The 24,698-nt window shown below is 41.7% G+C and carries 24 protein-coding genes; 10 read left to right on the top strand and 14 right to left on the bottom strand.

Features of this window, described 5'->3' with window-relative positions:
- Positions 1–2: 2 nt before the first annotated feature.
- Both SY85_RS20600 and SY85_RS20595 read right to left on the bottom strand, forming a co-directional pair.
- A complete protein-coding gene (locus SY85_RS20600) occupies positions 3–308 on the bottom strand; it encodes a winged helix-turn-helix domain-containing protein (RefSeq protein ID WP_066407139.1) in 306 nt (101 codons plus the stop codon).
- A gap of 3 nt (positions 309–311) precedes the next feature.
- Positions 312–971, bottom strand: coding sequence for a hypothetical protein (locus tag SY85_RS20595; RefSeq protein WP_066407136.1), 660 nt, complete (start codon positions 969–971; stop codon positions 312–314).
- Positions 972–1,121: 150 nt separating this feature from the next.
- On the opposite strand from SY85_RS20595, the gene SY85_RS20590 reads away from it, so the two are divergent.
- Together SY85_RS20590 and SY85_RS20585 are read left to right on the top strand one after the other, a co-directional pair.
- On the top strand, positions 1,122–1,682 hold the full coding sequence (locus SY85_RS20590) for a gamma carbonic anhydrase family protein (protein WP_066407131.1): 561 nt from the start codon (positions 1,122–1,124) through the stop codon (positions 1,680–1,682).
- 336 nt (positions 1,683–2,018) lie between these two features.
- Positions 2,019–2,345, top strand: a complete 327-nt coding sequence (locus SY85_RS20585; RefSeq protein WP_066407128.1) for a hypothetical protein — start codon at positions 2,019–2,021, stop codon at positions 2,343–2,345.
- Between the two features lie 298 nt (positions 2,346–2,643).
- Here the strand turns inward: SY85_RS20585 and rsgA are convergent, their stop codons facing one another.
- The 7 genes from rsgA to SY85_RS20550 form a co-directional block, all read right to left on the bottom strand.
- Positions 2,644–3,576 carry a ribosome small subunit-dependent GTPase A gene (gene rsgA / locus SY85_RS20580; RefSeq protein ID WP_066407125.1) on the bottom strand — a complete coding sequence of 311 codons (933 nt, stop codon included), beginning with the start codon at positions 3,574–3,576 and terminating at the stop codon, positions 2,644–2,646.
- A complete protein-coding gene (locus SY85_RS20575; RefSeq protein WP_099459401.1) occupies positions 3,576–4,577 on the bottom strand; it encodes a vWA domain-containing protein in 1,002 nt (333 codons plus the stop codon). Before SY85_RS20575 ends, rsgA begins: the two co-directional genes overlap by 1 nt.
- Positions 4,574–5,434 carry a BatD family protein gene (locus tag SY85_RS20570; RefSeq protein ID WP_066407123.1) on the bottom strand — a complete coding sequence of 287 codons (861 nt, stop codon included), beginning with the start codon at positions 5,432–5,434 and terminating at the stop codon, positions 4,574–4,576. The genes SY85_RS20575 and SY85_RS20570 overlap by 4 nt, the downstream gene beginning before the upstream one ends.
- The gene (locus SY85_RS20565) at positions 5,434–6,306 is read right to left on the bottom strand and encodes a DUF58 domain-containing protein (RefSeq protein WP_066407119.1); all 873 of its coding nucleotides are present in this window, start codon (positions 6,304–6,306) and stop codon (positions 5,434–5,436) included. Before SY85_RS20565 ends, SY85_RS20570 begins: the two co-directional genes overlap by 1 nt.
- A 34-nt stretch (positions 6,307–6,340) precedes the next feature.
- Positions 6,341–6,667 carry a four helix bundle protein gene (locus SY85_RS20560; protein ID WP_066407118.1) on the bottom strand — a complete coding sequence of 109 codons (327 nt, stop codon included), beginning with the start codon at positions 6,665–6,667 and terminating at the stop codon, positions 6,341–6,343.
- A gap of 87 nt (positions 6,668–6,754) precedes the next feature.
- Positions 6,755–7,756, bottom strand: coding sequence for an AAA family ATPase (locus SY85_RS20555; RefSeq protein WP_066407116.1), 1,002 nt, complete (start codon positions 7,754–7,756; stop codon positions 6,755–6,757).
- Between the two features lie 449 nt (positions 7,757–8,205).
- Positions 8,206–9,906: an NAD+ synthase gene (locus tag SY85_RS20550; protein ID WP_066407115.1), complete on the bottom strand. Its 1,701-nt coding sequence runs from the start codon at positions 9,904–9,906 to the stop codon at positions 8,206–8,208.
- 225 nt (positions 9,907–10,131) lie between these two features.
- Between SY85_RS20550 and gldB the strand changes: the two genes are divergently transcribed.
- Together gldB and SY85_RS20540 are read left to right on the top strand one after the other, a co-directional pair.
- Entirely contained in the window at positions 10,132–11,139 is a 1,008-nt protein-coding gene (gene gldB / locus SY85_RS20545; RefSeq protein ID WP_066407106.1) for a gliding motility lipoprotein GldB, read from the top strand.
- A 142-nt stretch (positions 11,140–11,281) separates the two neighbouring features.
- Positions 11,282–12,580 (top strand): S41 family peptidase, encoded by a 1,299-nt coding sequence (locus tag SY85_RS20540; protein ID WP_066407104.1) that lies wholly within the window; start codon positions 11,282–11,284, stop codon positions 12,578–12,580.
- A 283-nt stretch (positions 12,581–12,863) separates the two neighbouring features.
- Here the strand turns inward: SY85_RS20540 and apaG are convergent, their stop codons facing one another.
- Complete coding sequence (gene apaG, locus SY85_RS20535) at positions 12,864–13,250, bottom strand: Co2+/Mg2+ efflux protein ApaG (protein ID WP_066407101.1); 387 nt, start codon at positions 13,248–13,250, stop codon at positions 12,864–12,866.
- Positions 13,251–13,362: 112 nt separating this feature from the next.
- On the opposite strand from apaG, the gene SY85_RS20530 reads away from it, so the two are divergent.
- On the top strand, positions 13,363–14,814 hold the full coding sequence (locus SY85_RS20530; protein ID WP_066407094.1) for an NADP-dependent isocitrate dehydrogenase: 1,452 nt from the start codon (positions 13,363–13,365) through the stop codon (positions 14,812–14,814).
- A gap of 102 nt (positions 14,815–14,916) precedes the next feature.
- Here the strand turns inward: SY85_RS20530 and nfi are convergent, their stop codons facing one another.
- Positions 14,917–15,609, bottom strand: coding sequence for a deoxyribonuclease V (nfi, locus tag SY85_RS20525; protein WP_066407092.1), 693 nt, complete (start codon positions 15,607–15,609; stop codon positions 14,917–14,919).
- Between the two features lie 126 nt (positions 15,610–15,735).
- Here nfi and SY85_RS20520 point away from each other — a divergent pair, with 126 nt between their 5' ends.
- Together SY85_RS20520 and SY85_RS20515 are read left to right on the top strand one after the other, a co-directional pair.
- A complete protein-coding gene (locus SY85_RS20520) occupies positions 15,736–16,164 on the top strand; it encodes a (4Fe-4S)-binding protein (RefSeq protein WP_066407090.1) in 429 nt (142 codons plus the stop codon).
- A 112-nt stretch (positions 16,165–16,276) separates the two neighbouring features.
- Positions 16,277–17,617: a thioredoxin family protein gene (locus SY85_RS20515; RefSeq protein ID WP_066407084.1), complete on the top strand. Its 1,341-nt coding sequence runs from the start codon at positions 16,277–16,279 to the stop codon at positions 17,615–17,617.
- 274 nt (positions 17,618–17,891) lie between these two features.
- On the opposite strand, the gene SY85_RS20505 is transcribed toward SY85_RS20515, so the two are convergent.
- From SY85_RS20505 to SY85_RS20495, 3 genes are all read right to left on the bottom strand, one after another.
- On the bottom strand, positions 17,892–18,236 hold the full coding sequence (locus SY85_RS20505) for a translation initiation factor (protein WP_066407079.1): 345 nt from the start codon (positions 18,234–18,236) through the stop codon (positions 17,892–17,894).
- Between the two features lie 41 nt (positions 18,237–18,277).
- Entirely contained in the window at positions 18,278–19,138 is an 861-nt protein-coding gene (gene nadC, locus SY85_RS20500; RefSeq protein WP_066407075.1) for a carboxylating nicotinate-nucleotide diphosphorylase, read from the bottom strand.
- A 578-nt stretch (positions 19,139–19,716) separates the two neighbouring features.
- Positions 19,717–20,100, bottom strand: a complete 384-nt coding sequence (locus SY85_RS20495; RefSeq protein ID WP_066410028.1) for a DUF4783 domain-containing protein — start codon at positions 20,098–20,100, stop codon at positions 19,717–19,719.
- Positions 20,101–20,279: 179 nt separating this feature from the next.
- Between SY85_RS20495 and gpmI the strand changes: the two genes are divergently transcribed.
- Genes gpmI through SY85_RS20480 form a run of 3 tightly spaced genes read left to right on the top strand, consistent with a single transcriptional unit; the run spans position 20,280 to position 24,686 of the window.
- Positions 20,280–21,806: a 2,3-bisphosphoglycerate-independent phosphoglycerate mutase gene (gene gpmI / locus SY85_RS20490; RefSeq protein ID WP_066407073.1), complete on the top strand. Its 1,527-nt coding sequence runs from the start codon at positions 20,280–20,282 to the stop codon at positions 21,804–21,806.
- A 23-nt stretch (positions 21,807–21,829) separates the two neighbouring features.
- Positions 21,830–22,345 (top strand): hypothetical protein, encoded by a 516-nt coding sequence (locus SY85_RS20485; RefSeq protein ID WP_066407071.1) that lies wholly within the window; start codon positions 21,830–21,832, stop codon positions 22,343–22,345.
- Between the two features lie 40 nt (positions 22,346–22,385).
- A complete protein-coding gene (locus SY85_RS20480) occupies positions 22,386–24,686 on the top strand; it encodes a TonB-dependent receptor (RefSeq protein WP_082886634.1) in 2,301 nt (766 codons plus the stop codon).
- Positions 24,687–24,698: the final 12 nt, after the last annotated feature.

Genomic DNA, 24,698 nt, shown 5'->3' with positions numbered 1-24,698 from the left:
ATTTACTTTACGCCATTGATCATTTTTTCCAAAGCTGTGATATGATCTGTAAATGCTTTTTCACCTGCTTTTGTAATTGAATAAGTTGTGTTGGTTTTACGGCCAATGAATCCCTTGTGCACTTTGATCAGGTCATTTTCTTCCAGGTTAATCAAATGCGTAGCCAGGTTGCCATCAGTTACTTCCAGCATGCCTTTCAAATCATTGAAGCTTACTTCTTCATTGACCATAAGCATGCTCATCACTCCCAACCGGATACGGTTGTCGAACACCTTGTTTAAACCTGCTATGGGATTATTGACGCTCATTCCTTATCTGTTAGCGATAACCATATCGTTTGATGATTGACGCTCATGTTTCCACCACATAATAAATCCATAAATGATATGCAGTACTCCAAAACCTACTGCCCAGAAGTACAGGCCATAACCAATAAATTGTGTATTAACCAGGCCCAATATGATTTGGCAAATACCTAAATATCGTATTTCGCTTAAGGTGTACTTACTTCCATTTACTAAGGCCAAGCCATAAAAGATCAAACAGAGTGGTGCTACAAACCGCCAGTCGTTATATCGCAATAATGCTAAAATCAATAAGCCACCTGTTACCAAAGGAATGGCCATATTTAGCGTAAGTGTTTTAGCTGTATGATCCCAAATAGGCAAATTGTTTTTGTTGGCGCGACGCCAGGTGAAGTAAAACGCTGATACTAATGCGGCTCCTAACACCGCAGCGGCTAAAACCACTAAAGACAGCTTCAGCTTTTGAAAAGCAATACCAGTATAACCTTCGGAATTATAGCTTACATAATATTCATAGATCCAGTCATATGCTATATAGGCTCCTACTAAGGCCCAAATACCGGCAGCTATGCCACTCAATCCGCTTAAAGAAATAAAACGACTGGAGCGTTGCATAATGCGACGAATATCTTGTAAAGCCTCTAATTGTTGGTTTTGACTGACCATAAAAAAGCACTTTGAACTACAAAGTAAACAAGAAATAATTATCACTTCCAAATATTTTATCGACTATTTTCTATTACGGCTCATGTATTCCAGAATTGCAGGCTGCCTGAAAGAAAATTCGTAATTCTGCATTTAAGAAAAGACGCTTTTATGGCTTTGATATTACCAGTTGAAGACAAGAACCCTCAGTGGGGTGAGGATTGTTTTATAGCACCAAATGCTACCATTGTTGGCGATGTAGTAATGGGCAACCAGTGCAGCATTTGGTTTAATACTGTAGTACGCGGTGATGTTAACAGTATTCGCATGGGTAATAAAGTAAATGTGCAGGATGGTGCTGTTATTCATGCTACCTATCAAAAAACAAAAGCCATTATTGGGAATAACGTTTCCATTGGTCATAATGCCATAGTACATGGTTGTACACTACATGATAATGTGTTGGTAGGCATGGGTTCCATAGTTATGGACAATGCTATTGTACATAGCAATACAATTATTGCTGCCGGTGCTGTAGTATTGGAAGGCACCATTTGCGAAGGCGGCTCTATTTATGCTGGTGTACCTGCCAAAAAAGTAAAAACGATCTCCCAGGAAAAAGTGGAAGGTGAAATCAACCGTATTGCCAATAATTACATACGCTATAGTAAGTGGTTTGATAATGTAAATGAAGCCCAGTCCACGGTCGGCAGTTCTCAGTCGACAGAATAAACTACCTGAATTAGCTTTCCACACAGTGGTCAGTGGATTGTCGACCGTGGACCGATATACTTTTCTGCCAAAAATTTCCGTTCTTTAGGTATAAATATCCCCGAATATGAAAAGCACGCGCTTTTTACTTACAGCTTCAATTATTACGCTTTTGTTAAGTTCTTGTGGTGTTTTCTCCAAAAACAAGCAAGGATGCCCCAGTAATGGCAGAAATGTAGGCGCTGAAAAGGTACTGGATGGCAGTGCGCCAAAAAAATCTCCAAAGTTCAAAGGATAGGGGTTGGTGTTATGCAGCTAATGACACAATTGTTGTGTCTTAGTTTAAAACCCCATACTATGAGTCTAACCCTACGAACAGCTTTAGGTTGTACTGAAGCCGTATTAGACGATGACGCCGAACTAAACCGCTTCTACCTGATTGCTGACATCTTAAAAACCGATTTACAAGTAAAGTTCACGAACAAGGAAGATGACTTTGATGCCATCAATTGGGATTTCTCCTTTGGTAAGCATCTTATCACCTTGTGTTATAGTATTTATAACGGTATCTCACTTTTTCCAACACATATGCAGGAAGCATCCAAACGCGCTAATGAAGCCGTTGTAGAATTAGCCAATGTATTGGAAGGAAAGCTGATGTCAATCGACATGAGACGTCTATAACCAATGTTTTTCCAATGTAGTTTGTCTTTACGTCAAACGTGAAAAGGCTATAAGCTGCACGCAACAAGCTATACGCTGTACGCAAAGCGCGCCGGGGCGCACAGAAAGCTAAGAGAGGATATAAAGAAAGAAGAAAAGAGAATTGATAAATAAAACAAAAGCACTCCAATTAAAGGAGTGCTTTTGTTTTATAAGTGCGTTTGCTTTTAAGGGTTTGCGTGCAGCCCTATTCACCACTCACCATTGACCATTCACGAGCGCAGCCCTCCCCTTTAGGGGCCGGGGCGTGCTCGGCCCTTTATTTCCAGCTTTGTTCCGGAATGCTCACTAAGATATTGTAATAGCTTACATAACGATCTTCGGTAATCTCTCCATCAATTACAGCTTGCTTAATAGCGCAACCTGGTTCGTTTATGTGCTGGCAGTTATTAAACTGGCAATCATTCAGGCGTTCGCGCATTTCGGGAAAATAGCCGCTTAACTCAAAACGCCCAACATCTACCAGTCCAAATTCGCGCATCCCTGGAGTATCTATAATCTTTCCACCAAAAGGCAGATCATACATTTCTGCAAACGTAGTGGTGTGCTGCCCTTTCCCACTCCAATTACTTACGTCTTTCACTTTGATCTTACTCCCCGGAATAATAGTATTTATAAACGACGACTTCCCTACTCCGCTATGTCCACTTATTAGAGAGGTTTTATCCTTTAGCAAACTTTCTACCTCTTCTAATCCTGTTTTGTTTTTGACACTAAGCGGTAGCACTTTATAGCCTATACCTTCATACATCTCTTGCATGATAGCCAACTGCTCAAAGTCCTTGTCTTTATAGGCGTCTAACTTGTTGAAAATAAGAACGGCAGGTACGTGGTACATTTCACAAGCCACCAGAAAGCGATCTATAAAGCCTTGTGAGGTGCGCGGATCTTTTACAGTAGCTATTAGTATTGACTGATCCAGATTTGACGCCACAATATGATGCTGGTGCTTCATGCGTGGCGACTGCCGGTTGATATAGTTCCTACGGCCATGAATCTTGGTAATAATAACCGAGTTTTCATTTTCATTCTCGGTTTCAAATTCTACCAGGTCACCTACGGCAATGGGATTGGTTGAGGTAATATTATCAAGCTTGAAAACACCTTTTATACGGGCATTCCAGAACTTCCCTTGTTCATCCTTTACATTGTACCAACTACCTGTAGACCTATAAACTATACCTGTTGCCATTATGGAAATGTACGTAAGATTGTATACTTCAAAAGTAATGATAAGGCAAGGAGTATAAGTGCAGCTAAAATAAAATACGGGAACTGCTCCTGGTAACGGGTACGAGAAGTGACTTCTACCTTAGACTTTTCCAAGCGATCAATTTGTTCATAAATCAGTTGTAGCCCTTCCTTATTGCGGGCTCTAAAGTACTGTCCACCCGTTTGAGTAGCAATGCGCTTAAGCAAAGCCTCATCTAAAAGCGGCTCAGAGCGGGTAACCACACCACCCTCTTGGACCAGCACCCGGTCCATGCCCGCCATCCCAATACTATATACACGTACACCTTTTGCTTTAGCAATTTCTAAGGCGGTATTCGGATCAATCAAACGGGTTTCAGGTGCTTCTTCTTTACCATCGGTAAGCAGAATAACAACCTTGCTCTTCGACTTGCTGGTAGCCAAACGTTGAACGGATGTAGCCAACCCCTCACCTATTAAGGTTCCATCTTCCAACATCCCACTACGAAGACTTAAAATCTGTGTTACTAACCCTTCATGGTCGGTGGTAATCGGGTATTGTGTAAAGCTTTCACCCGAAAAGATCACCAAGCCAATTTGATCAATGGGCCTATTGCGTACAAACTCAATAGCCATATCCTTGGCCACCGATAAGCGGTTGGGTGAAAAGTCCTGCGAGAGCATACTACCACTCACATCCATACAGAGTACAATATCAATGCCTTCACCTGTTTTTCTATTACGTACATCCCGTATTTGCGGACGAGCCAACGCTACTAGCAAACAGCCAATAGCCAACAGCTGCAGCCAAAAAGGAAATTGCACCCATGCGGCTTTACCACCCCGTTCCTGGAATGCCTTTGTAGTAGTTACCGGAAAGGCGGCCTTTAACGAACGCGCCATGCGAAAGCGCAACCAGGCCAACACTGGCAACATTCCCAATGCCGGCAAAACCCAGATATATTTAAACTCTATATTTTGTACCCAATCGTATAGCATCATTGTCCTTTCTCTATAGCTATTATACTTTGACGGATCGTATCCAATGCTTTTTCATTATCGCTTTTTATCGGCTCAAACCTGGCAAACTTTACCAAGTCACTTAACAGCAGCGTTTGAACCAGCGGGCGATATGTGGCATCATCTAAATCCAACTTTTTCAATTGATGGCTGAGATCATCTGTAGTTTGCGCATGAGACTGAATACCCTTTCGCTTATAGAGATAATCTCTGAAAATAATAATCATTTCTGTATAGAACAGTTTGGCTTCAGCAGGTGGTTGCTGCTGTAACTTGTCCAGTCTTTTTAATGACTCGCGGTAAATACCCTCATCCGGCACAAACCCTTCTGCCTTCTTTTTCTTTTTAGTAGGAAATAGCAAGACAAATAAAACAAATAGTAACAGTAAGCCTATAAGATACCAAAACCATGTTTCCCGCGCGGGCCGTTCTACCTCCATGATATCCTTTACATCATGATAATCCTGATTCGGATCAAATGGTGAAGAGAAACTAACGGTAATGGGTATAGGCTTTGTCTTATTGTGTCCGCTAATAACAATTGCAGGAATGCTCCAGCGCCCGCTATCCCAGCTAGTCAGCGTAAGGGTATGCTTGATTTGTAGATTATTGCCATTTTGCTGCGAGTCTATTTTAGACTGCATGATCTCAAAATGCGGTATGGTGTCAATAGCCGGCCAGTAACCAGCGTTGGGCACTACAGCCTCGATTGTTAAGGTAAGCTGCTCACCAATTAAAATCTGGTTGCGATCTACCGCTACGTTTACATTCGTTTTCTGGGTAAGGCCTGTTTGGGTATAGAAAAGAAAAAGAAGTATCGTTAAAATCCGTCCTGTCATTATTTATTCCGACTAATAAAGAAATGTTGTAGCACTTTTACATAATCCTCGTCTGTACGAATATGCAAGAGACTGGCTGCACTTTTCTTAAACACCTCATTGCAATAATCAGTAATTCTAAAAAACTCTCGCTCGTATTCATGACGCACCAGATCGTTGTTGGTATCCACCCATTTTTGTTCACCAGTTTCAGCATCCTCTACTTTCAACAAGCCTACTTTTGGTAAGAACCGATCCATTTTATCATATAGCTTGATCCCTACTACATCATGCTTGTTCGCCGACACGCGTAAAGACTCACTATAATTGGCATCGATAAAGTCGCTTAAGATGAAAGCAATGCTCCGCTGGCGTGTGGTATTCTGGAACAGTTTTAAGGCCGGACTCAAATAGGTCCCCTTGCCTTCACTTTGAATAGACAATAACTGGCGTACCAGGAACAATGCATGCTGCTTCCCTTTACGGGGTGGAATGTACTTCTCCACTTTGTTGCTATACAAGATGGCCCCTACTTTGTCACCATTGTTAACCGCTGAAAATGCCAGCACGGCAGCGATCTCTGTTGCCATATCACGCTTGCGATTATTGACAGTACCAAACAGAGAAGAGCCGCTCACATCAATAAGCAGCATTACTGTTAGCTCGCGCTCCTCTTCAAACACTTTACTAAAGGGGTGTCCAAAACGCGCCGATACGTTCCAGTCAATAAAGCGTATATCATCGCCAGGCGCATATTCACGAACCTCCTTGAACGACATACCACGTCCCTTAAAAGCACTATGATATTCACCAGTGAATAAATCTGTAGTAAGCTTTTTACTCTTAATCTCCAGCTCGCGAACCTTCTTTAATATATCTGCTGTTGTTAGCATTAATAGTTGACAGTTGAGAGATGACAGTTGACAGTTATTTCAGGTTTGACTTCTCATAATAGGCAATCAATCCATTTAAGAGACGTAAACATTCCTGAACCTGCCTGATCAAAGAATCCAAACTAACTTCTTCCAGAAAGTCCAATGAATGAGCAATCAACAACAAAGTTTCTAACTCATACAAAGAACCTCTTGAAATGTGCAAGAATTGAATGGTATCTTTCTTATAATTCCTACCTATCCCTTCAGCAATATTGGATGGGATTGACACCACTGCTCTTTTTGTTTGTTGTGTTAAAGCATACAATTCCTCTCTTGGATATCTTTTAACTAAATCATATACATTCTTTACTAGTTCCATACTCTTTTTCTAAGCGTCCAGATTTTGATAGTTTGTCATTGCAGTTAGTTTTTCCTGCCAACTTACAACTATCCTCTGTCATCTTCTCTACGGCAAATTGATCTTCTTGATAATATGTGCAATAACATCTTCAGTGGTTATGCTTTCGGCTTCCGCTTCATACGTCAATCCAATACGGTGACGTAATACATCATCTGCAATAGCACGCACATCTTCCGGTACTACATACCCTCGCCTATTCAAAAACGCTTGCGCCTTGGCAGCTATTGCCAGGTTAATACTACCACGGGGAGATGAACCGTAGGATATAATAGGTTTTAATTTATCCAGGCCATACTGATCGGGCTTACGGGTAGCAAATACAATATCCAAGATGTAACCTTCTACTTTTTCATCTAAATATATATCGCGCACCATTTGGCGGGCAGTAATGATTTCTTGTAATGATACTACAGGATTTATCACCGGCATAGACAAGCCTTGCACAGCCTGGCGAATAATGAGCTGCTCTTCATCTCTTGTAGGATACCCCACTATAACCTTCATCAAGAAACGGTCTACCTGGGCTTCCGGCAAGGGATAGGTACCTTCTTGCTCCAGTGGGTTTTGTGTAGCCAGTACTAAGAAGGGATCGTCCAGCTTATACGTATTATCACCAATGGTTACCTGGCGTTCCTGCATGGCTTCCAATAAGGCACTCTGCACTTTGGCTGGAGCACGGTTAATTTCATCGGCCAGCACAAAATTGGTAAAGATGGGCCCCTTGCGCACAATGAATTCATTGCGCTGCTGGTTATAGATCATGGTACCGATCACGTCGGCCGGTAAAAGATCGGGAGTAAACTGAATACGACTAAACTTAGCGTGTACAGCCTGGGAAAGCGATTTGATCGTCAAAGTCTTTGCCAGTCCGGGTACCCCTTCCAACAATACGTGCCCGTTGCTGAGCAAACCGATTAATAAGCGGTCCAACATATAGTTCTGACCAATAATGACCTTACCTACTTCTTTACGTAATACATCTATAAACCTGCCTGCGTAGCTTATTTTATCATTGAGTTGACGGATATCTTCGGCTGTCCTGTACATATTTAGGGTTTAGGTAATTGAAAATACGAACTGCTATTAGCAAATTGTCTGCCTCTTTTTAAAAAATGGCCTACTAATTGCAGAGTTTACTAATAACTTCTTAAGAGTTAACGGTTGTTTAGTAATAAGTAGTATAAAAAATCCGGGCCGTGGATGGAATGGATTGGTGGGATTAACAGGATTACTCATTCACTTTAATAAGCATATATTCTTAAAGACATCAGTACACGGATAGGAATTGCACTTTCTTATGCGCTTCCCATCTTATGCCCTAATCCCAAATAAGCTTTACATACGTCTGGTATTTTTCTGACCAACTCCGTAATGTTACGGAGTTGGTCAGAACATTTACAGGAATAAGCTAGAGTTATACCCATAATTAAGTATAACCTAGCCTAACATCGATTTGCTCAGGAAAAAGGTGTTACTATGACTTCTTTTGTCCGAAATCAGGACAGGTATTTAGCCACAATAGGCAGACGACGACCTACACCAAAGGCTTTACTGCTGACACGTATGATTGGGCAAAATTGATTGCGTTTGTATTCGGCAGTGTTTACCAGTTTCAAAATCCGGTTTACCAACGCAGCATCATAGCCAGAGGAAATGATCTCTTTAGGGCCTTGGCGCAGCTCAATATATTGGTATAAGATCCGATCCAGAATATGGTAATCAGGCAGGCTGTCGCTATCCTTTTGTCCGGGCCTCAATTCTGCTGAGGGCGCCTTAGTTATAATATTATTGGGAATAATTTCTTTTTCACGATTGATATACTTGGCCAGAGCATATACCTGCATTTTATACAGGTCGCCCAGCACACTGATACCACCGGCCATATCACCATACAGGGTACCGTAACCAGCAGCTAGCTCACTTTTATTGGAAGTATTAAGTAAGATGTATCCAAACTTGTTAGCTACAGCCATTAACAGATTGCCGCGGGAACGGCTTTGAATATTTTCCTCTGCCAAGCTGAAGGGCAAATCTTTAAACAAAGGCTTTAATGTGGAGAGAAACTGATTGTATACATCTTTAATAGGTACGATATCGTAGCGGTTGTCTAAATTCTTACTTAACTCCTCAGCATCACTAATGGAGTGCTCGCTTGAATATTCTGAAGGCATCAGCAACACATGCACATTCTCTTTTCCTAATGCTTCAACAGCCAGGGCTTGTACTACCGCACTGTCAATACCGCCGCTGGCACCCAGAATTGCTTTCTTAAAGCCCATCTTTCCAAAGTAATCACGTATACCTAGCAGCAAGGCCTGATGAATTTCAGAAATACTCTTTTCATCGGTAAGGTAATCCAGCGTATCCGTATCCCTACCTACTTCATTCGCAGAGTAATAGTATTTATGCGCAACGGCAGGCATGTCTTTCTTTTGCGTAAGGAGCTCCAGGTCAACAATGGCATAGTCTTCTTCAAAATATTTCATCTCTTTTATCAACTGGCCATTGATATCGTAAACCAAGCTACCGCCATCAAAGATCACTTCCGTTTGCGCGCCCACCGTATTGCAATACAACATAGGTATGCTGTACTTGGCTACGTGTGCTTCAATAATGCTTTTCCGCACGGTATCTGCCGCATAGTTGTAAGGTGAGGCCGATATATTGAGCATCACATCTGGATTCTCTTTTATCAAATGCTCCATTGGCGTAACACGATATAGCGGGTTATCACCCAGGTTCCAGATATCTTCACAAATGGTAACAGCCAGCTTTTTACCCTTGAAGTCTATACAACGCCATTCAAAGGCCGGTTCAAAATAGCGGTACTCGTCAAACACATCGTAAGTCGGCAACAGGGTTTTATGGATCTCGGCTTTGATTTCTTTTTCATACAACAAGAAGGCAGCGTTGAACAGATCCTTCCCCTCTTTTTGAGGGTTATATGCCGGGCTGCCCAACAGTACACCTATCGTATCGGCATGTTCCTTTACCCGGTCAATTGTTTTGTAACACTGATCGATAAAGTCTTTAAACTCTACAAAATCACGGGGAGGGTAACCGCAAATAGACAACTCTGGGAACATGATCAAGTCGGCTCCGGCCTCTTTAGCCTTGCTAATTCCATCTATTATCTTTTGAGCATTGGCTTCGAAGTTTCCAATATGGTAATTCTGTTGGGCTAAGAAAATCTTCATAGAACAAAGTTATTGGATTTGTGCCTGCAGTTTTTGTGCCCACAGATTTCGCAGATAAACGCGGATGATTGAGTTTCACGCAAAGGCGCCAAGAGGCAAAGGAATAAAGGAGTTAATCAATACTAGTGAATAGTCTCGAAATGATAATGCTTTATCCTATATTAAAAAATCTCAACATTTGGTTTTAAGAATAAAGTAATCAAATCTGCGTTTATTTGCGTGACTATGAAATACTTCATACTAGCTATAACATTACTTACTCTTGGAGCTTGTAATTCTGGTAAAAAGAAGCCAGATGTTTCTGGCATCAAGGTAGAAAACGTACAAGTGGAACGCTTTGAGCAGGCTTTTTTTAAGATAGATACCAATAACCTGAGAAACGGACTGGTTGACTTACGCAATGGCTTTCCAGCATTCTACCCTGTGTTCATGCGCGATATTTTACAGGTAAATCCTATGGACACCACTGCGTTTTCAATTATCCGCCAAGTGTACGGTAGCTATAAACCCATTAACGATAGTTTACAGCTCAAATACAAAAACCTAAACTGGCTTACTGAGGATCTTACCCAGTCCTTCAAATATGTAAAGTATTATTATCCCAACTATAAACTGCCACGTGTGATCACTTTTGTAGGTCCACTAGATGTACCGGGTGCTGTTATTACTCCCGATTACCTGGGCATAGGCTTGCAACAGTTTGCAGGCAAGAACTTTTCCGTATATCAGGAAGAGCCTATTCAACAGATGTACCCAACGTACATTTCCCGCCGTTTTGATAAGGAATACATAGTGCCGAATGCTATTAAGGCTATTGCCGATGATATCTATCCTGACCAAAGTGTTGGCAGGCCACTAATAGAACAAATGGTAGAAAAAGGAAAGGCCTGGTATTTATTAGATCATCTGTTGCCCGATGCAGCAGACAGCGTGAAAACAGGTTACACGCAAAAGCAACTGGATTGGAGCAAAGAAAATGAAGGCAATATTTGGGGGTATATTTTGAAAAACGAAAATCCCTATTCTATTGAACCGCACGTTATCCAAACCTATATTGGCGAAGCTCCTTTTACGCAAAACATGCCCGAAGCCTCTCCTGGTAACATTGGCCAATGGATTGGCTGGCGCATTGTGCAGAAATATGCTGACGCCCATGATGAGCTTAGCCTGCAAGAAGTATTAGCTAAGCCTGCACGTGAAATTTTTGAGCAGAGTAAGTATAGACCGAAGTAGTGGCAGAAATTTACATCCACTCTATTGAAAGGCCCTTAAGCAGGGCCTTTTGCAATATTTGTGTTTTTAACTGATTCCCACTCATCCCAATAGGTTAAGATTAGATGCTACTTCGCTTAACTTGCCTTGGTAAACCAATACTATGTACACCAAAACAATTCTTTTCAACTGCTTATTAGTAGTTGCCAGCCTACAATCTTTTGCACAAAGCCTTCCAACAGCAGAAGAAAGGATGGCCCTTTTAAAGGGAATCAAAGAGCAATTGCAAACCAATTATTATTTCCAGGAAACTGTTCCAGCTACCATCCAGCGATTAGATGCTGCAGAAAAAGCAGGACGGTATAATAATGCACCAACACTTGACCGACTCTTTAAGACAATTGAGGAGGATATATATGCTACTACTAAAGACAAGCACATCCGCATTACTTATCAAAAGCCTGCTGTTAATACAACCACTACGAAAAAAGAGGCGGTGCCGATGTACCTAAAAAACCCCTCCTACCTGAATGAAGGGTTACCGGCAGTAGAAGTTTTACCTGGCAATATTGGCTATTTAAAGCTGACTAGTTTTGGTGATTTTGAAACTGATAAAAGTCTGATGGCAGCAGTCTTTAGCTTCGTTAAGAATACAGATGCACTGATTATTGATTTGCGTAAAAACGGTGGCGGTACTTATTCAAGACTTGTTAGTAGTTATCTTTTACCAGAAACTTCTATACACCTGATTACCTACAAGTGGAAAGATGGCAATATTGATAGTATTTATACTTTTAAAAAATTAGATGGTCCCCGTTATTTAAACCGGCCAGTTTATATACTTACCAGCGATGTGACATTTTCCTCTGCTGAAGAATTCGTATATGATCTTAAACATTTAAACCGTGTTACAGTGGTTGGTGATACTACAAAAGGCGGAGCTAACCCTGGCCGTCCTATCCCTTTTTATCAATTTAAAGATGGAGTCACCTTATCTCTTTTTATTCCATTTGGACATGTTATTAATACAGTTACACAATCAAATTGGGAAGGCGTAGGCGTTGTTCCAGATAAACCGACTGAGTCAGAACAAGCGTTGTTAATATCCCATTTGGAATTAATCAATCAGAAAATTACAAAGTCCACTAGTAAAGAAGAGCAACGTCTGTTAAAATGGATAGCCGATGATATCAAAGCAAACTTATCACCGTTAGTACTGAATTCTGTACAAGCAGGGCAATTGACAGGAGACTTTGGAGAATACAAAATAGTAGCAAAAGGCACAAAATTGTTTATGGAGCGAAAAGCAGATCAAAGCCAGTATGAGCTCATTAGCATAGAGCCTAACTTCTTTCTGTCAAAAGAACTGACTAATACACGTTATAGGATTGACCATATAGACAACAAACGACAATTGACCGTTTTGTATAGAAATGGCAGGGAAGAACATTTTAGTTTATAGAAGGCCTGTTACCAAACAAAACTGTAATGTTAAAATTGGCTAAGCAAAGGCCACAATAGCACTCTTGCTGAGTACTTCTGGTAAAGGCTTTTAAAAAATGAACTACAATAGCCTTTTGATAAACGTTTCTATTCACAAACCTGGATTATGAGATGGGAAAGAGCACAGGATAGCAGGTACGTTTAAAATAACTTGTTTATCTTCTAGGCTATAATGAATAAGTTGATCGCTCAAACTATCTTTTTCATTATAATCTTTCCATCTCCCCAAATCTCGGTTCCAATTAATTATACTTGAACGGTGTTATCATTTCAAAAGCTGGAATGTTTGCTTCAAAGAGCTGTTTATTATGCAGGTTCTCCATTTGGTAAGCACCGTGCATACGTCCCATTTCTGTATGAAGGTTACAACCGCTCACATACTGATATTCGTCGCCGGGCTCAATAGTTGGCTGCATTCCTACCACACCTTCTCCTTCCACTTCTCTATAAGAACCATCGCTATCGAAAATATACCAATGACGACTGTGCAGCTTCACAGGGAAATCGTTATGATTTTCTATAGTAATGCGATACGCAAACATGTATTCTGATTGGATCGGATTGGAATAATCTTGCTGGTAGAAAGTCTCCACGCTAATCTTCACCCCTTCTGATATTTTACTAACCATACCACAATTTTAATTTATAATAATCAAAGTCCTTACCATAATATTCAAATCCTTTTTTACGGGTATTCCTTTCCACATCCCCTAAATTTGCCTAACATAAAAAACCCTCTATATGAAAATAGCGGTTGCTAAAGGCGATGGTATAGGTCCGGAAATTATGGAAGCTGTTCTTAACATCTTCAAAGCCAATCAGGTAGACTTAGAATATGAGTATGTAGAAATGGGTAAATGGGTGTTTGATAAAGGCTTCTCTAATGGTATGACTCCAGAGGCACAACGCACCATTGAAGAACTGGGGATTTTGTTCAAAGGTCCCATGGAAACCCCAAAAGGTAAAGGGGTAAAAAGTGTGAATGTTACTGCACGAAAAACGTGGAATACTTACGCCAATAAGCGCGTATTTCAAACACTGCACGGCGTAGACACCGTCTTCTCCAAAGCAGGTATCCCTATCGACGTTACCATTGTTCGTGAGAATATTGAAGACACGTATGGTGGTATTGAGCATATGCTTACACACGATGTGGCACTGAGCCGTCGTTTCATCACCCGTCCAGGTAGTATGCAGGTGATCCGTTATGCTTTTGAAATGGCACAGCAAAAAGGTGCTCGCCGCATTACCTGCGGTCATAAGGCTAACATCATGAAGCTTACCGATGGCTTGTTCCTGGAGTGCTTCTACGAAGTGGCGAAAGAATTTCCCGAATTGAATGCTGACGACAAGATTGTAGATGACTTGGCTATGCAGTTAGTAGTAAAGCCAGAGCAGTACGATGTAATCGTATTGACCAACCTGCAAGGTGATATCATCTCTGACCTCTGTGCTGGCTTAGTGGGCGGTTTAGGCTTTGCCCCTTCTGCTAATATTGGTGATCATATCTCCATCTTTGAAGCAGTGCATGGCACAGCGCCAGATATTGCTGGGAAGAACATTGCTAACCCCACTGCACTACTACTGAGTGGTCTTGCTATGTTACGTCACTTAGGACTGACAGAGAATGCTGCAACTATTGAAAACGCACTGTTGTATACTTTGGAGACAGGTGTACATACTGGTGACTTTGGTGATAAAAGCAAGCCATCAGTGAATACAACCGAGTTTGCTAACGCTATCATTGCCAACTTTGGCCGCGTACCTCAACAAGGTATGAAACCAATGATCCCTAACAAACCAATTACACCAGCTGTTTGTCACTTGGAAAGAAACCCAATGATGTTCTCAAAAGAAGCTGAGGAAGAGAAGATTGTTGGTGTAGATATGTTTATTGAAAGCATTGAACAACCGGATGTTATTGCGCAGAAATGCCAACATCACGGCGGTACCAAGTTCAAGTTGATCAATGTCTCTAACCGCGGTACGCAGGTGTGGCCTACTGGTTCAAAGTTTACCAACCTGGTAAACCAGTTCAACTTACGCTTTGAAAGCATCAATAACCAGGCATTGACACAACAAGACATCATTGGCTTGTATGTATCACTGAGTGCAGACTTTAAAATTTGCTCACTGGAGATATTGAATATGTGGGGTGATAAACGCAGCTACAGCCTGGCACAAGGACAATAAGAAAAGACTGTTAACCGTTAAGGCTTAATAGTTAATCGTTGATAGATAACAGTTGGCAGCAGGGGACTACCCGATGTTGCCAACTGTTTTTTTATGCTTATGTTACAGCTTTATATAACCTTCCTGCAACTCCCCTCTTCTAAAGGCATTTACCAGCTCATGTGCCCTACGCGTCGGCTCCGGTATACGATACTTGCCCATACACTGTAGAATAATGTTGATGCTATCCTGTAGGTTTAATTTATACCCCGGCGACACAAACACTGGTTTTACCTTTTCACGAGTCCGTAATACGGCCCCTAATACATCTTCCTTATCATGAATGTAACTGTAGGCACCTCTCACATCAAGTGGTGGTTCGTATTTACCAAACAAGATCTTCTTAGCACAACCTATCGTTGGCTGCCCCGTCAATACACCAAAATGTGAGGCTATGCCCATGCGCCTGGGATGTGCAATGCCATGTCCGTCTACCACCAATACATCAGGTTTTTGAGGCAGCTGCTCCCATGCCTCTATAAGTGCCGGCGCTTCTCTGAATGCCAGATAACCAGAAACGTAGGGAAAAGTAACCTCTGTCTTCACTAGTGAATAGGCAACCGGGTGCAGGTCTGGAAAGCTGAGTACAATGATGCCGGCATACACTGTCGTTTCATATTTGTTGAAAGAAATATCGGCACCACCAATTGTATGAACCATAAAGTTCTCAAGTGTTTCCAGGATGAGCTTGTTACGCATCTCTTTTTGAAGTGCAGCCGCTTCGGAAACTGAAATAGAATTGTATAAGCCTGCCATAGTTTAATGTTCTTCATAAAGACTAAAAAGTTCATGCCTGTATTGATCAGTTCAACCATTTATTCCCTCCTGACAGGCCTCAAGGTTGAGCAGAGAATTATTGTACCTTCATAAGAACAAGTTATCATGGCGAAAGAGACATTAAAATACACCAATGGAGAGATCACCGTAGTATGGAAGCCGAAACTCTGCATGCATTCTACTAACTGTTGGAAGGGCTTGGGGGAAGTATTCAATCCAAAGGCACGCCCTTGGGTAAATATGGAAGGCAGTAACAGTGAAATGATTATTGAACAAGTAAGCAAATGTCCAAGCGGCGCATTGAGTATTGAAATCGCGGGCGCAGAAGCCACACCGTTAGATCCTACACAAACAGAGACTACTGCTATACATGTAACACCTAATGGTCCTTTACTGATCTCTGGATCTTTCCTGATCAAACTTCCCGACGGCCAGGAAGAAAAAAGAGAGAAAGTAGCACTTTGTCGCTGTGGAGGCTCAGGCAACAAACCTTTTTGTGATGGCAGTCATAAACGGAATGGCTTTCAGGGTTGATAGAGATGAAGCAAGTAAAAGCAATAAAGCACCAAAGTAATATTCTATAACCCAATATGATTATTGTACAGCCAGAAGTGGTCTCTTATATTTAGACCTCATTACTTACCGTATGAAATATATACCAATACTACTCTTATTGTTTCTTGGCCATTGGGCCAATGCTCAAATAGATTTCCAGAATATAAGCTTTAAAGAAGCCTTGAAAAAGGCTCATAAAGAAGGCAAGCTTCTATTTATTCAGTTTGAAGCAAGCGACTGCTCACAATGTAATGAAGTAGGTGATAAAGGCTTGTCCGACGCAGCTGTTTCAAAAAGAATTAAAGAAGCATTTATTCCTCTTAAAATAACAACCGATCATCCAGAACGGAAATACATCGGTCAACAATATAATATTAGTACAGGGTTTGGCTCGTTGTTTATCAATCAAGATGGAACATTGATTCATGCGTTTCAGCAAACTTCATCATTTCCAACCCACTATCAACAGCAGATAGACATAGCGATTGAAAAAGCTGGGGAAACCTTAAAGGTTGCAGAACTGGAAGCTGAATACAAAAAGGGAAACAAAAGTCCTGGCTTTTTGGAAGCCTTGCTACTAAAGAAACAATCATTAAATCTATCTACAGAAGAGCTGCTTGATGAATATGTATCAACCCTTCCTGCAGACTCCTTGCAATCAGCCCGAACATTACAGTTTATTGCACAAATGGCACCATCCATCAACAGCCAGGCCGACAAAGCATTGCGTCAATCCCCAATGAACTTTAATAAAGCCTGGTACTTGATGGATTTGAACACTCGTATTACTCTCAATAACCGCATTATCTATAAATCTATAAATATTGCTATCAAAAATCATGATGAAACATATGCGAATCAAGTAGCCCGTTTTGCTCAATCAACCTATTCTGGTAGCGCGGCAGGCATTAAGGTCTATGACAAAAACATGCTTCAATTTTATGAAGAAACCAGCGATACAACTAACTACTTCAAAAATGCCATTGCCTATTACGATCGCTATTATATGGCACTCAATGTTGACTCCATTAAAAGGATTGATACAATCAATAGAGAACGAATAGCAAAAACAGCCAAGCGTGATACTATCCGAAATGGCAACACCATACAAGTACGTTCAAACATAACCTACCGACCTATTACCCAAAACTATATGTTGGAGTTAAATGCAGGAGCATGGAACTTCTACAAAATGACATCCAATACATCTTTACTTTCTGTAGCCACTGAGTGGGCTGCCAAAGCGGTAAGCTTCTTTGAGTCGCCGGAAGTACTGCATACCTATGCTTGCTTATTATACAAGCAAGGGCAAAAACAAAAAGCCCTTACCACGATGTCCAGTGCCATAGAGTTAAAAAAAGGAAGAGGCTTTCCAACTAAAGAGTGGGATGATATTTTGAATCAAATGAAGAAAGACCTGCCAATCAATTAAAACAATTAACATCATAAAGACCAAGAGGAAATGCATGGCATTTCCTCTTGGTCTTTATAGCTATAGCAAATGGCTAATCTGAATACTGCGCATAATAAAGCATGATAATTACACCTAGTATGCAAAGAAGCAGCAGGGCATAATCGCTGATGGATTTATATAAATTTTCTCGTCGGGTATCTTCCTTCATTCGATAAACACCGTGAAGTACATAGAATACTATTCCGATGAAGCCACAGGTAAATGCCAGTACAATAAGTGTATTAAGCAGCAATTAGATTCGTTTAGTGTTCTTATAACCGTTTTTCAATAACCACTGCAGCACTTTGTCGCGCTGGTCGCCTTGTACCAATATCTCACCGTCCTTAGCAGACCCACCTGTTCCACAAAAGTTCTTAAGACTTTTACCAAGGGTCTGAAAGTCTTCTTCCGTACCTATAAAACCTTCTACCAATGTTGCAGCCTTACCACCCCTGTGCTTGGTTTCCATTTTTACTTTTAGCTTTTGTTGCTGCGGTGGCAGGGTTTCTTGTACCGGTTCGTTTTCTTCTTCAAAGCGAAAGTTGGGATCAGTACTGTATACAAAACCATGGCGGTCACTTTTATTTTTCTTGCTCATGAGATCGTGAATTATGAGTCGTGAATGGTGAGTAGTTCGGTTTAAATAATTACTGCTTTTAAGCTTAGGTCCAAGCTCTTAGCCTGATGGATCAAACCGCCTACACTTACATAGTCTACACCTGTTTCGGCATAACTGGTAATAGTGCCTAAGTTAATGCCTCCGCTAGCCTCCGTTTCAAACGCATCACCAATCAGCTGTACGGCTTCTTTAACCTCTGCAGGCGTGTAGTTATCAAGCATTATCCGGTGCACTTTGCCTACGCCCATTTGCAATACTTTCTTTACATCTTCCAGGCTACGCGTTTCTACCTCTATTTTTAATTGAGGCTGATAACGCACCACGTAATCGTGCGCCCGCAAAATTGCCTCTTCAATACTGCCACAGTAATCGATATGATTATCCTTCAGCATGATCATATCAAACAAGCCAAAGCGGTGGTTCACACCGCCGCCAATTCGCACGGCTTCTTTCTCTAATAACCGGAAGTTGGGTGTTGTTTTGCGGGTATCCAGCAGGCGAGTCTTATAGCCTTTTAATTGACGGGTGTATTGCTCCGTAAGGGTGGCAATTCCGCTCATGCGCTGCATAATGTTCAGCACCAGCCGCTCGCATTGCAAAATGGTATGCACTCCAGCTTCCACTTCAAAAGCCGTTTCACCAGATTGCATAGGCTCTCCATCTGATTTAAAGCGGTTAAACACCACGTTTGGGGCCCGGTACTTAAATATCTTTTCAGCCACATCAATACCTGCCAGTATACCATCCTGTTTGATCTTTAAAACCGCTTTTCCTTTCGCGTCAGCTGGTATACAGCACAAGGTAGAGTGATCACCATTGCCTATATCTTCTTGCAGGGCGGACTCTACCAACTTGTATAACTGCGCATCAAAATCTATCATGAGGCAAAGATAGTCTGAACCATGATTTGGGGAGATTTAGGGATTAGGAAGAAAAGGTTTCGCATATTGCCAAGGAGAAAAAGAGGAAACTAATAATCCTCAACCCCCAAATCCCCCATCCTTCATGGTTCCTTGCCTGCTACTCCTATGTTCCTTCACTGCCACTCCTCTGTCCATTCATGGTTACTCCGTATGGAATACTAGGTTACTCCGTATCCGGTCCATACTAACTCCGTATGAAGTCCGTACCTCACCCGTACCTGAGCCCTACCACTACCGTATATCAGTCTATAAAAACCCTGTAGAAATAGTAAAAAAGTGTAATAAGAAAGGCAGGAAACACCTTAAAAGAGAAGACCCTAAAGATACTAAAAGCAAGCGGCTTTTCTTCCCAATCCGCAATCGCCAATCTAAATCGGCAACCAAAAAGCCTCCCAAAGCCTGCAACCAATTTCAAATCCCAAACATCAAATCTGGAATCTCAAAATCCTGCTAATCCTCTACCCATCCCACTAATCCTCGGTCAAAAAAGCCCCGCTAATGCGGGGCTGTAGGGATAATATGGTTTTAGATGAAGCCTAAATGGACTGAAACTGAATCTGTTTAACAAGTTGCCTTCCATTCTTGGTTTTCATGAGGATCGTTGTTCGGTAGGCACCCGCCTTTGTTTGCAATGTACCTATACAGAATTGGCTACCGCCACTACCATCGCCTTTGAATTTGATCTCAAAAGAGCGAACTCCATTGTTAGCAAAGAAATCCTGCAGCACCATGATAGCCTGTGCACGGCTATAGGTATCTGTTTTATCTGGCAGCGTAATTTCAATATTATCGTCCACGTACTTGGCCAGCTCGGTGGCATTTCCCGTACGCAAGGCGCTAATGACTTCATCTAAGCCACTGACGGGCTTCGTAATGCTAGTGGGGGTAGTCTTTTCACTCACCGGTGCAAACGCACTCATGATGAGCATCAAGACTGCACTAAGAAGCGTAAAAATCTGTTGCATAGATATTGGCCTTTTTTGCCCCGCTATGATCGAAAAATGTGCCACAGTACAGATTTAAGTTAGTTTCTCTGCTAAATTAAACAAAACCTTTACGTTTTTATAGCTTTGCATACTTCAATCAATATTAACCAGTTATGCCACAGAAAAAAGTAATGTTAGTGATCATGGATGGATGGGGCCTTGGTCAAGTAAAAAATGCTGACGCCATACAAGCTGCCAATACCCCATTTGTAGATTCTTTATACAATAAATATCCTAACACCACTTTAATTACCTGTGGTGAAGAAGTGGGGCTACCAGAGGGGCAAATGGGTAATTCGGAAGTAGGCCACCTGAATCTGGGTGCCGGTCGTATTGTTTACCAGGAGTTGCAGCGCATTAATGTAGCCATCCGGGAAGGCGAATTTGCCAAAAACCCTCAACTTTTGGCCGCCATTGACTTTGCCGCTAAAAACAACAAACCGCTGCACTTAATGGGTTTAGTGAGCAATGGTGGAGTGCACTCACATATTAACCACGTAAAAGCCATTCTGGATGTCTGTAAAGCCAATGGTTTAAAAGACGTATTCGTACACGCCTTTACAGATGGACGCGATACAGACCCTAAAAGCGGCCTTGGCTTTATTAAGGAGCTGGAAGCGCATATGGCCGTATCGGCAGGTGCCATTGCCAGCGTAAGCGGCCGTTATTATGCCATGGATCGCGACAACCGTTGGGAACGCGTAAAGTTGGCTTATGATGCCTTAGTAAAAGGAATGGGCCAGCACGCTACCTCAGCAGTAAAGGCCATTGAAGATTCTTATGCCAATAATGTAACGGATGAATTTATACTTCCAACACTTATTACAAAAGCCGAGCAGCCCATAGCCATTATCAAAGAAGGCGATGCCGTGTTATGTTTTAACTTCCGTACCGATCGCTGCCGGGAGATTACTAAGGCGTTAACACAAACTGATTTCCCTAACCTGGATATGAAGAAGCTGAACCTGCATTATACTACTATGACCGAGTATGATGCAACGTTTGAAAACGTGCATGTGATTTTTGAAAATGATAACCTAACCAATACGCTTGGTGAAGTATTACAGAATGCTGGCAAAAAACAAATACGGATTGCCGAAACAGAGAAATACCCTCACGTTACCTTTTTCTTTAGTGGGGGCCGCGAAGAACCATTTCAAGGAGAGCAACGCATTCTGCTGGCTTCCCCTAAAGTAGCAACGTATGATCTGAAGCCAGAAATGAGTGCGCTAGAAATTACCAATGCTATTGTGCCAGAACTGGAAAAAGAAGAAGTGGACTTTGTTTGTCTGAATTATGCCAACGCTGATATGGTAGGCCATACAGGTGTATGGGATGCAGTTATTAAAGCAGTAGAAACCGTAGATAGTTGTGTAGCACAAATTGTAACTACCGGTTTAGCACACGGCTACACCATCTTTTTAACAGCCGATCATGGCAATGCCGATTACGAGATCAATGGAGATGGCTCGCCCAATACGGCGCACACAACGAACCCTGTACCCTTCTTTATTATTGATAAAGACTGGCATGGTACCGTCAAACCCGGAAAATTGGGTGATCTTGCCCCCACCATTTTAACGATGATGGAGCTGCCGATACCAAAAGAAATGACAGGTAACATTTTGATTGAGTCTTAAAGCTGTAACATTGTAACAACAATGTGAGAAAGAAAGGTCATTATATTATACCCATCTTTTTTCTACTGCTTACACTGGCACCCCTTCTGTTTATGGGTAGCCTGCAAGTGTTTCAGTTTTATATAAAAGAACGTATTGAAGCGTCCCTGCAAAGGGACGCTTTACAATCTATAGCATTACAGGAAAATGAGGTTATTTGGTATGAAGAAGACAAAGAGCTTTTGATCAATGGACAACTGTTTGATGTTAAGTCCTATTCTATTACCAATGGGACACTAACTGCTCAAGGTGTATTTGACGAGCAGGAAACTGAAATAATAAACCTGTTAAATGGCACATGGAGTAATAATGAACAAACACTAATAGTTATACAGCTTTTAGTACTCAGCCATTGCCTTCTTTTCTTTTCCTTTTATTCAGTAAGTTTTGGCATAACTAAGCTTTTACCAAAACGCTTTTCCATTTTCTCTCTATTTTATTTCCCGCCTCTGTTATCAATTCTGGCACCCCCACCTAAAGTTTTACGCTTTTCCTTTTAACCAACCCTTTATTCATTATTTTTTTTACCAATCCTTCATCATGAAAAAAGCTTTAGGGATTAGCCTTGGGCTGTTGCTGCCTGCCTTCCTGTGGGCACAACAGGACACATCATTTACTCAAGAAAAAAACTTAGATGAGGTAATCATCTACTCCAACAAATTTGCTGAACGCAAGAAAAATATTGTTCAAAAAATAGATGTTATATCAGCCCGTCAGATAGCCATACAGAATACACAAAACACGGGAGATTTATTGATTAGTACAGGAAATGTCTTTGTACAAAAAAGCCAGCAAGGTGGCTCATCTCCTGTCATTCGAGGTTTTGAAGCCAGTCGTGTCTTATTAGTAGTAGACGGTATACGTATGAACAATGCCATCTACCGGGCTGGTCACTTGCAGAACGTGATCACTGTAGATCAAAATATGCTGGAGCAACTAGAAGTATTGTATGGTCCAGCCTCTACTCTTTACGGTAGCGATGCCTTGGGGGGCGTGGTGCACATGCGCACCAAAATGCCAAAACTTAGTACCACCGGCAAAACCCTGTGGACAGGCTCTGGTTTTTTACGTTATAGCAGTGCCAACCATGAAAAAACCGGCCATATTGATTTAAGTATTGGCGGACGTAAATGGGCTTGGTTGCAAGCTTACAACTACAGCGATTTTGATGACATGCGGATGGGCGATAACTACACTGATAAATACCCCAACTATGGCCGTCGCTCGCAATACATAGAAACAAGCAATGGTGTAGATCGCATAGTAACCAATGAAGATGACCGCATACAGAAGTTCTCTGGTTACCAGCAATGGGATATGACGCAAAAGCTTATCTACAAGCCTAGTGAAAAGGTATCGCACCTGCTAAATCTGCAACTGTCCAATAGCAGTAATATACCACGCTACGATCGATTACAAGATGTTCGTAATGGAGCTTTGCGCTATGCAGAATGGTATTATGGTCCTCAAGAGCGGGCATTAGCTGCCTATGAGCTGAATATAAATAAGCTGGGCACCTTTGATAACTTTCGCACCATTCTTAGCTATCAGCACATAGAAGAGAGCCGACACCAGCGCGATTATACCCGGTATGATCGCTTGGACAACCGGCTCGAAGATCTGGGTGTAATTTCTGCCACTATAGATGCCCGTAAGCTTTGGAAGCAACATGAGTTAACAGTAGGTGTTGATGCTCAGCTAAACGGACTGCAGTCTACCGCATTTAGGAAGAATACCCAGACTGGAGCCGTGTCTAAGTTAGATAGCCGTTATCCCAATGGTGATAATAGCATGAACTACTATGGTATGTACGGTCAACATACCTACAAATTTGGGAATGGTAAATGGGTGTTGAATGATGGGCTCCGCATACAAGCTGTAACGCTTCATTCTACCATCGCCGACAATTCCTTTTTCAACTTTCCGTTTACTACTATTGACCAGGACAATTTAGCGCTAACTGGTAATCTTGGTCTGATCCATATGCCTTCTAATAGAACACGCTTAACGGTTGGTCTTTCCTCAGGTTTTCGTGCTCCAAATATTGATGATGCAGCTCGCATTTTTGAATCCAGCAATAGTCAATTGATTGTACCGAATCCAGACCTCAAGCCAGAATACACTTATAATGCAGATCTAGGGTTTAGTCATTCGATCACTAAAGAGCTACGGTTGGAAGCAACCGGATTTTATACGCTTTTTCGCAATGCTATAGCCTTAGCACCTTACCAGGTGAATGGTGAAGAATCAACATTTTATAATGGCAATACAGTGAAAGGATTGGCTAATCAAAACGTGAATAAGGCGTACCTGTATGGAGTCAATGCTACTATCACTGCAAACATTAGCCAACGTTTAAGTGCCTATGGAACCATCAACTACACTTATGGACGTTATAAAACAGATGAAAGCAAGCTTTCGAATGTATTCCTGAAACGTAGCAATGGCAGCTACATAGATTCAACAGCTTACGTAAGCTCCCGGCCTTTAGATCATATACCGCCATTTTACGGAAAGGTCTCGCTTCGTTATGCTTATAACTGGCTAACGTTAGATGCCTACACACTTTTCAATGGGTGGAAACGCGTCAAAGATATGATTGTTGAGGGTGAGGATAATCCTCAATATGCAGCACCCAATGGCTATGTATCCAAGCAGGTAATTCCAGAGGGCTACCCTGCCTGGTATACACTAAACCTAAAAGCCAGTGCAACAGTTACCAAAAACCTGACAATACAGGCTGGGATAGAAAATATGCTAGATCGTAACTACAGGCCATTTGCTTCCGGTTTTTCTGCTCCTGGAAGGAATATACTTATTGCGGTGCGCTCCTCCTTTTAAGAAAAGGCCCGG

This window comes from Flavisolibacter tropicus (assembly GCF_001644645.1).
Taxonomy (GTDB): Bacteria; Bacteroidota; Bacteroidia; order Chitinophagales; family Chitinophagaceae; genus Flavisolibacter; species Flavisolibacter tropicus.
The sequence above is the reverse complement of the archived record's forward strand: the minus strand, read 5'-3'. Positions and strand labels throughout refer to the sequence as shown.

Coding starts and splice junctions, on each gene's coding strand:
- SY85_RS20600 (WP_066407139.1), bottom strand. CDS start 308: ATGAGCGTCAATAATCCCATAGCAGGTTTAAACAAGGTGTTCGACAAC.
- SY85_RS20595 (WP_066407136.1), bottom strand. CDS start 971: ATGGTCAGTCAAAACCAACAATTAGAGGCTTTACAAGATATTCGTCGC.
- SY85_RS20590 (WP_066407131.1), top strand. CDS start 1,122: ATGGCTTTGATATTACCAGTTGAAGACAAGAACCCTCAGTGGGGTGAG.
- SY85_RS20585 (WP_066407128.1), top strand. CDS start 2,019: ATGAGTCTAACCCTACGAACAGCTTTAGGTTGTACTGAAGCCGTATTA.
- rsgA (WP_066407125.1), bottom strand. CDS start 3,576: ATGGCAACAGGTATAGTTTATAGGTCTACAGGTAGTTGGTACAATGTA.
- SY85_RS20575 (WP_099459401.1), bottom strand. CDS start 4,577: ATGATGCTATACGATTGGGTACAAAATATAGAGTTTAAATATATCTGG.
- SY85_RS20570 (WP_066407123.1), bottom strand. CDS start 5,434: ATGACAGGACGGATTTTAACGATACTTCTTTTTCTTTTCTATACCCAA.
- SY85_RS20565 (WP_066407119.1), bottom strand. CDS start 6,306: ATGCTAACAACAGCAGATATATTAAAGAAGGTTCGCGAGCTGGAGATT.
- SY85_RS20560 (WP_066407118.1), bottom strand. CDS start 6,667: ATGGAACTAGTAAAGAATGTATATGATTTAGTTAAAAGATATCCAAGA.
- SY85_RS20555 (WP_066407116.1), bottom strand. CDS start 7,756: ATGTACAGGACAGCCGAAGATATCCGTCAACTCAATGATAAAATAAGC.
- SY85_RS20550 (WP_066407115.1), bottom strand. CDS start 9,906: ATGAAGATTTTCTTAGCCCAACAGAATTACCATATTGGAAACTTCGAA.
- gldB (WP_066407106.1), top strand. CDS start 10,132: ATGAAATACTTCATACTAGCTATAACATTACTTACTCTTGGAGCTTGT.
- SY85_RS20540 (WP_066407104.1), top strand. CDS start 11,282: ATGTACACCAAAACAATTCTTTTCAACTGCTTATTAGTAGTTGCCAGC.
- apaG (WP_066407101.1), bottom strand. CDS start 13,250: ATGGTTAGTAAAATATCAGAAGGGGTGAAGATTAGCGTGGAGACTTTC.
- SY85_RS20530 (WP_066407094.1), top strand. CDS start 13,363: ATGAAAATAGCGGTTGCTAAAGGCGATGGTATAGGTCCGGAAATTATG.
- nfi (WP_066407092.1), bottom strand. CDS start 15,609: ATGGCAGGCTTATACAATTCTATTTCAGTTTCCGAAGCGGCTGCACTT.
- SY85_RS20520 (WP_066407090.1), top strand. CDS start 15,736: ATGGCGAAAGAGACATTAAAATACACCAATGGAGAGATCACCGTAGTA.
- SY85_RS20515 (WP_066407084.1), top strand. CDS start 16,277: ATGAAATATATACCAATACTACTCTTATTGTTTCTTGGCCATTGGGCC.
- SY85_RS20505 (WP_066407079.1), bottom strand. CDS start 18,236: ATGAGCAAGAAAAATAAAAGTGACCGCCATGGTTTTGTATACAGTACT.
- nadC (WP_066407075.1), bottom strand. CDS start 19,138: ATGATAGATTTTGATGCGCAGTTATACAAGTTGGTAGAGTCCGCCCTG.
- SY85_RS20495 (WP_066410028.1), bottom strand. CDS start 20,100: ATGAGTGCGTTTGCACCGGTGAGTGAAAAGACTACCCCCACTAGCATT.
- gpmI (WP_066407073.1), top strand. CDS start 20,280: ATGCCACAGAAAAAAGTAATGTTAGTGATCATGGATGGATGGGGCCTT.
- SY85_RS20480 (WP_082886634.1), top strand. CDS start 22,386: ATGAAAAAAGCTTTAGGGATTAGCCTTGGGCTGTTGCTGCCTGCCTTC.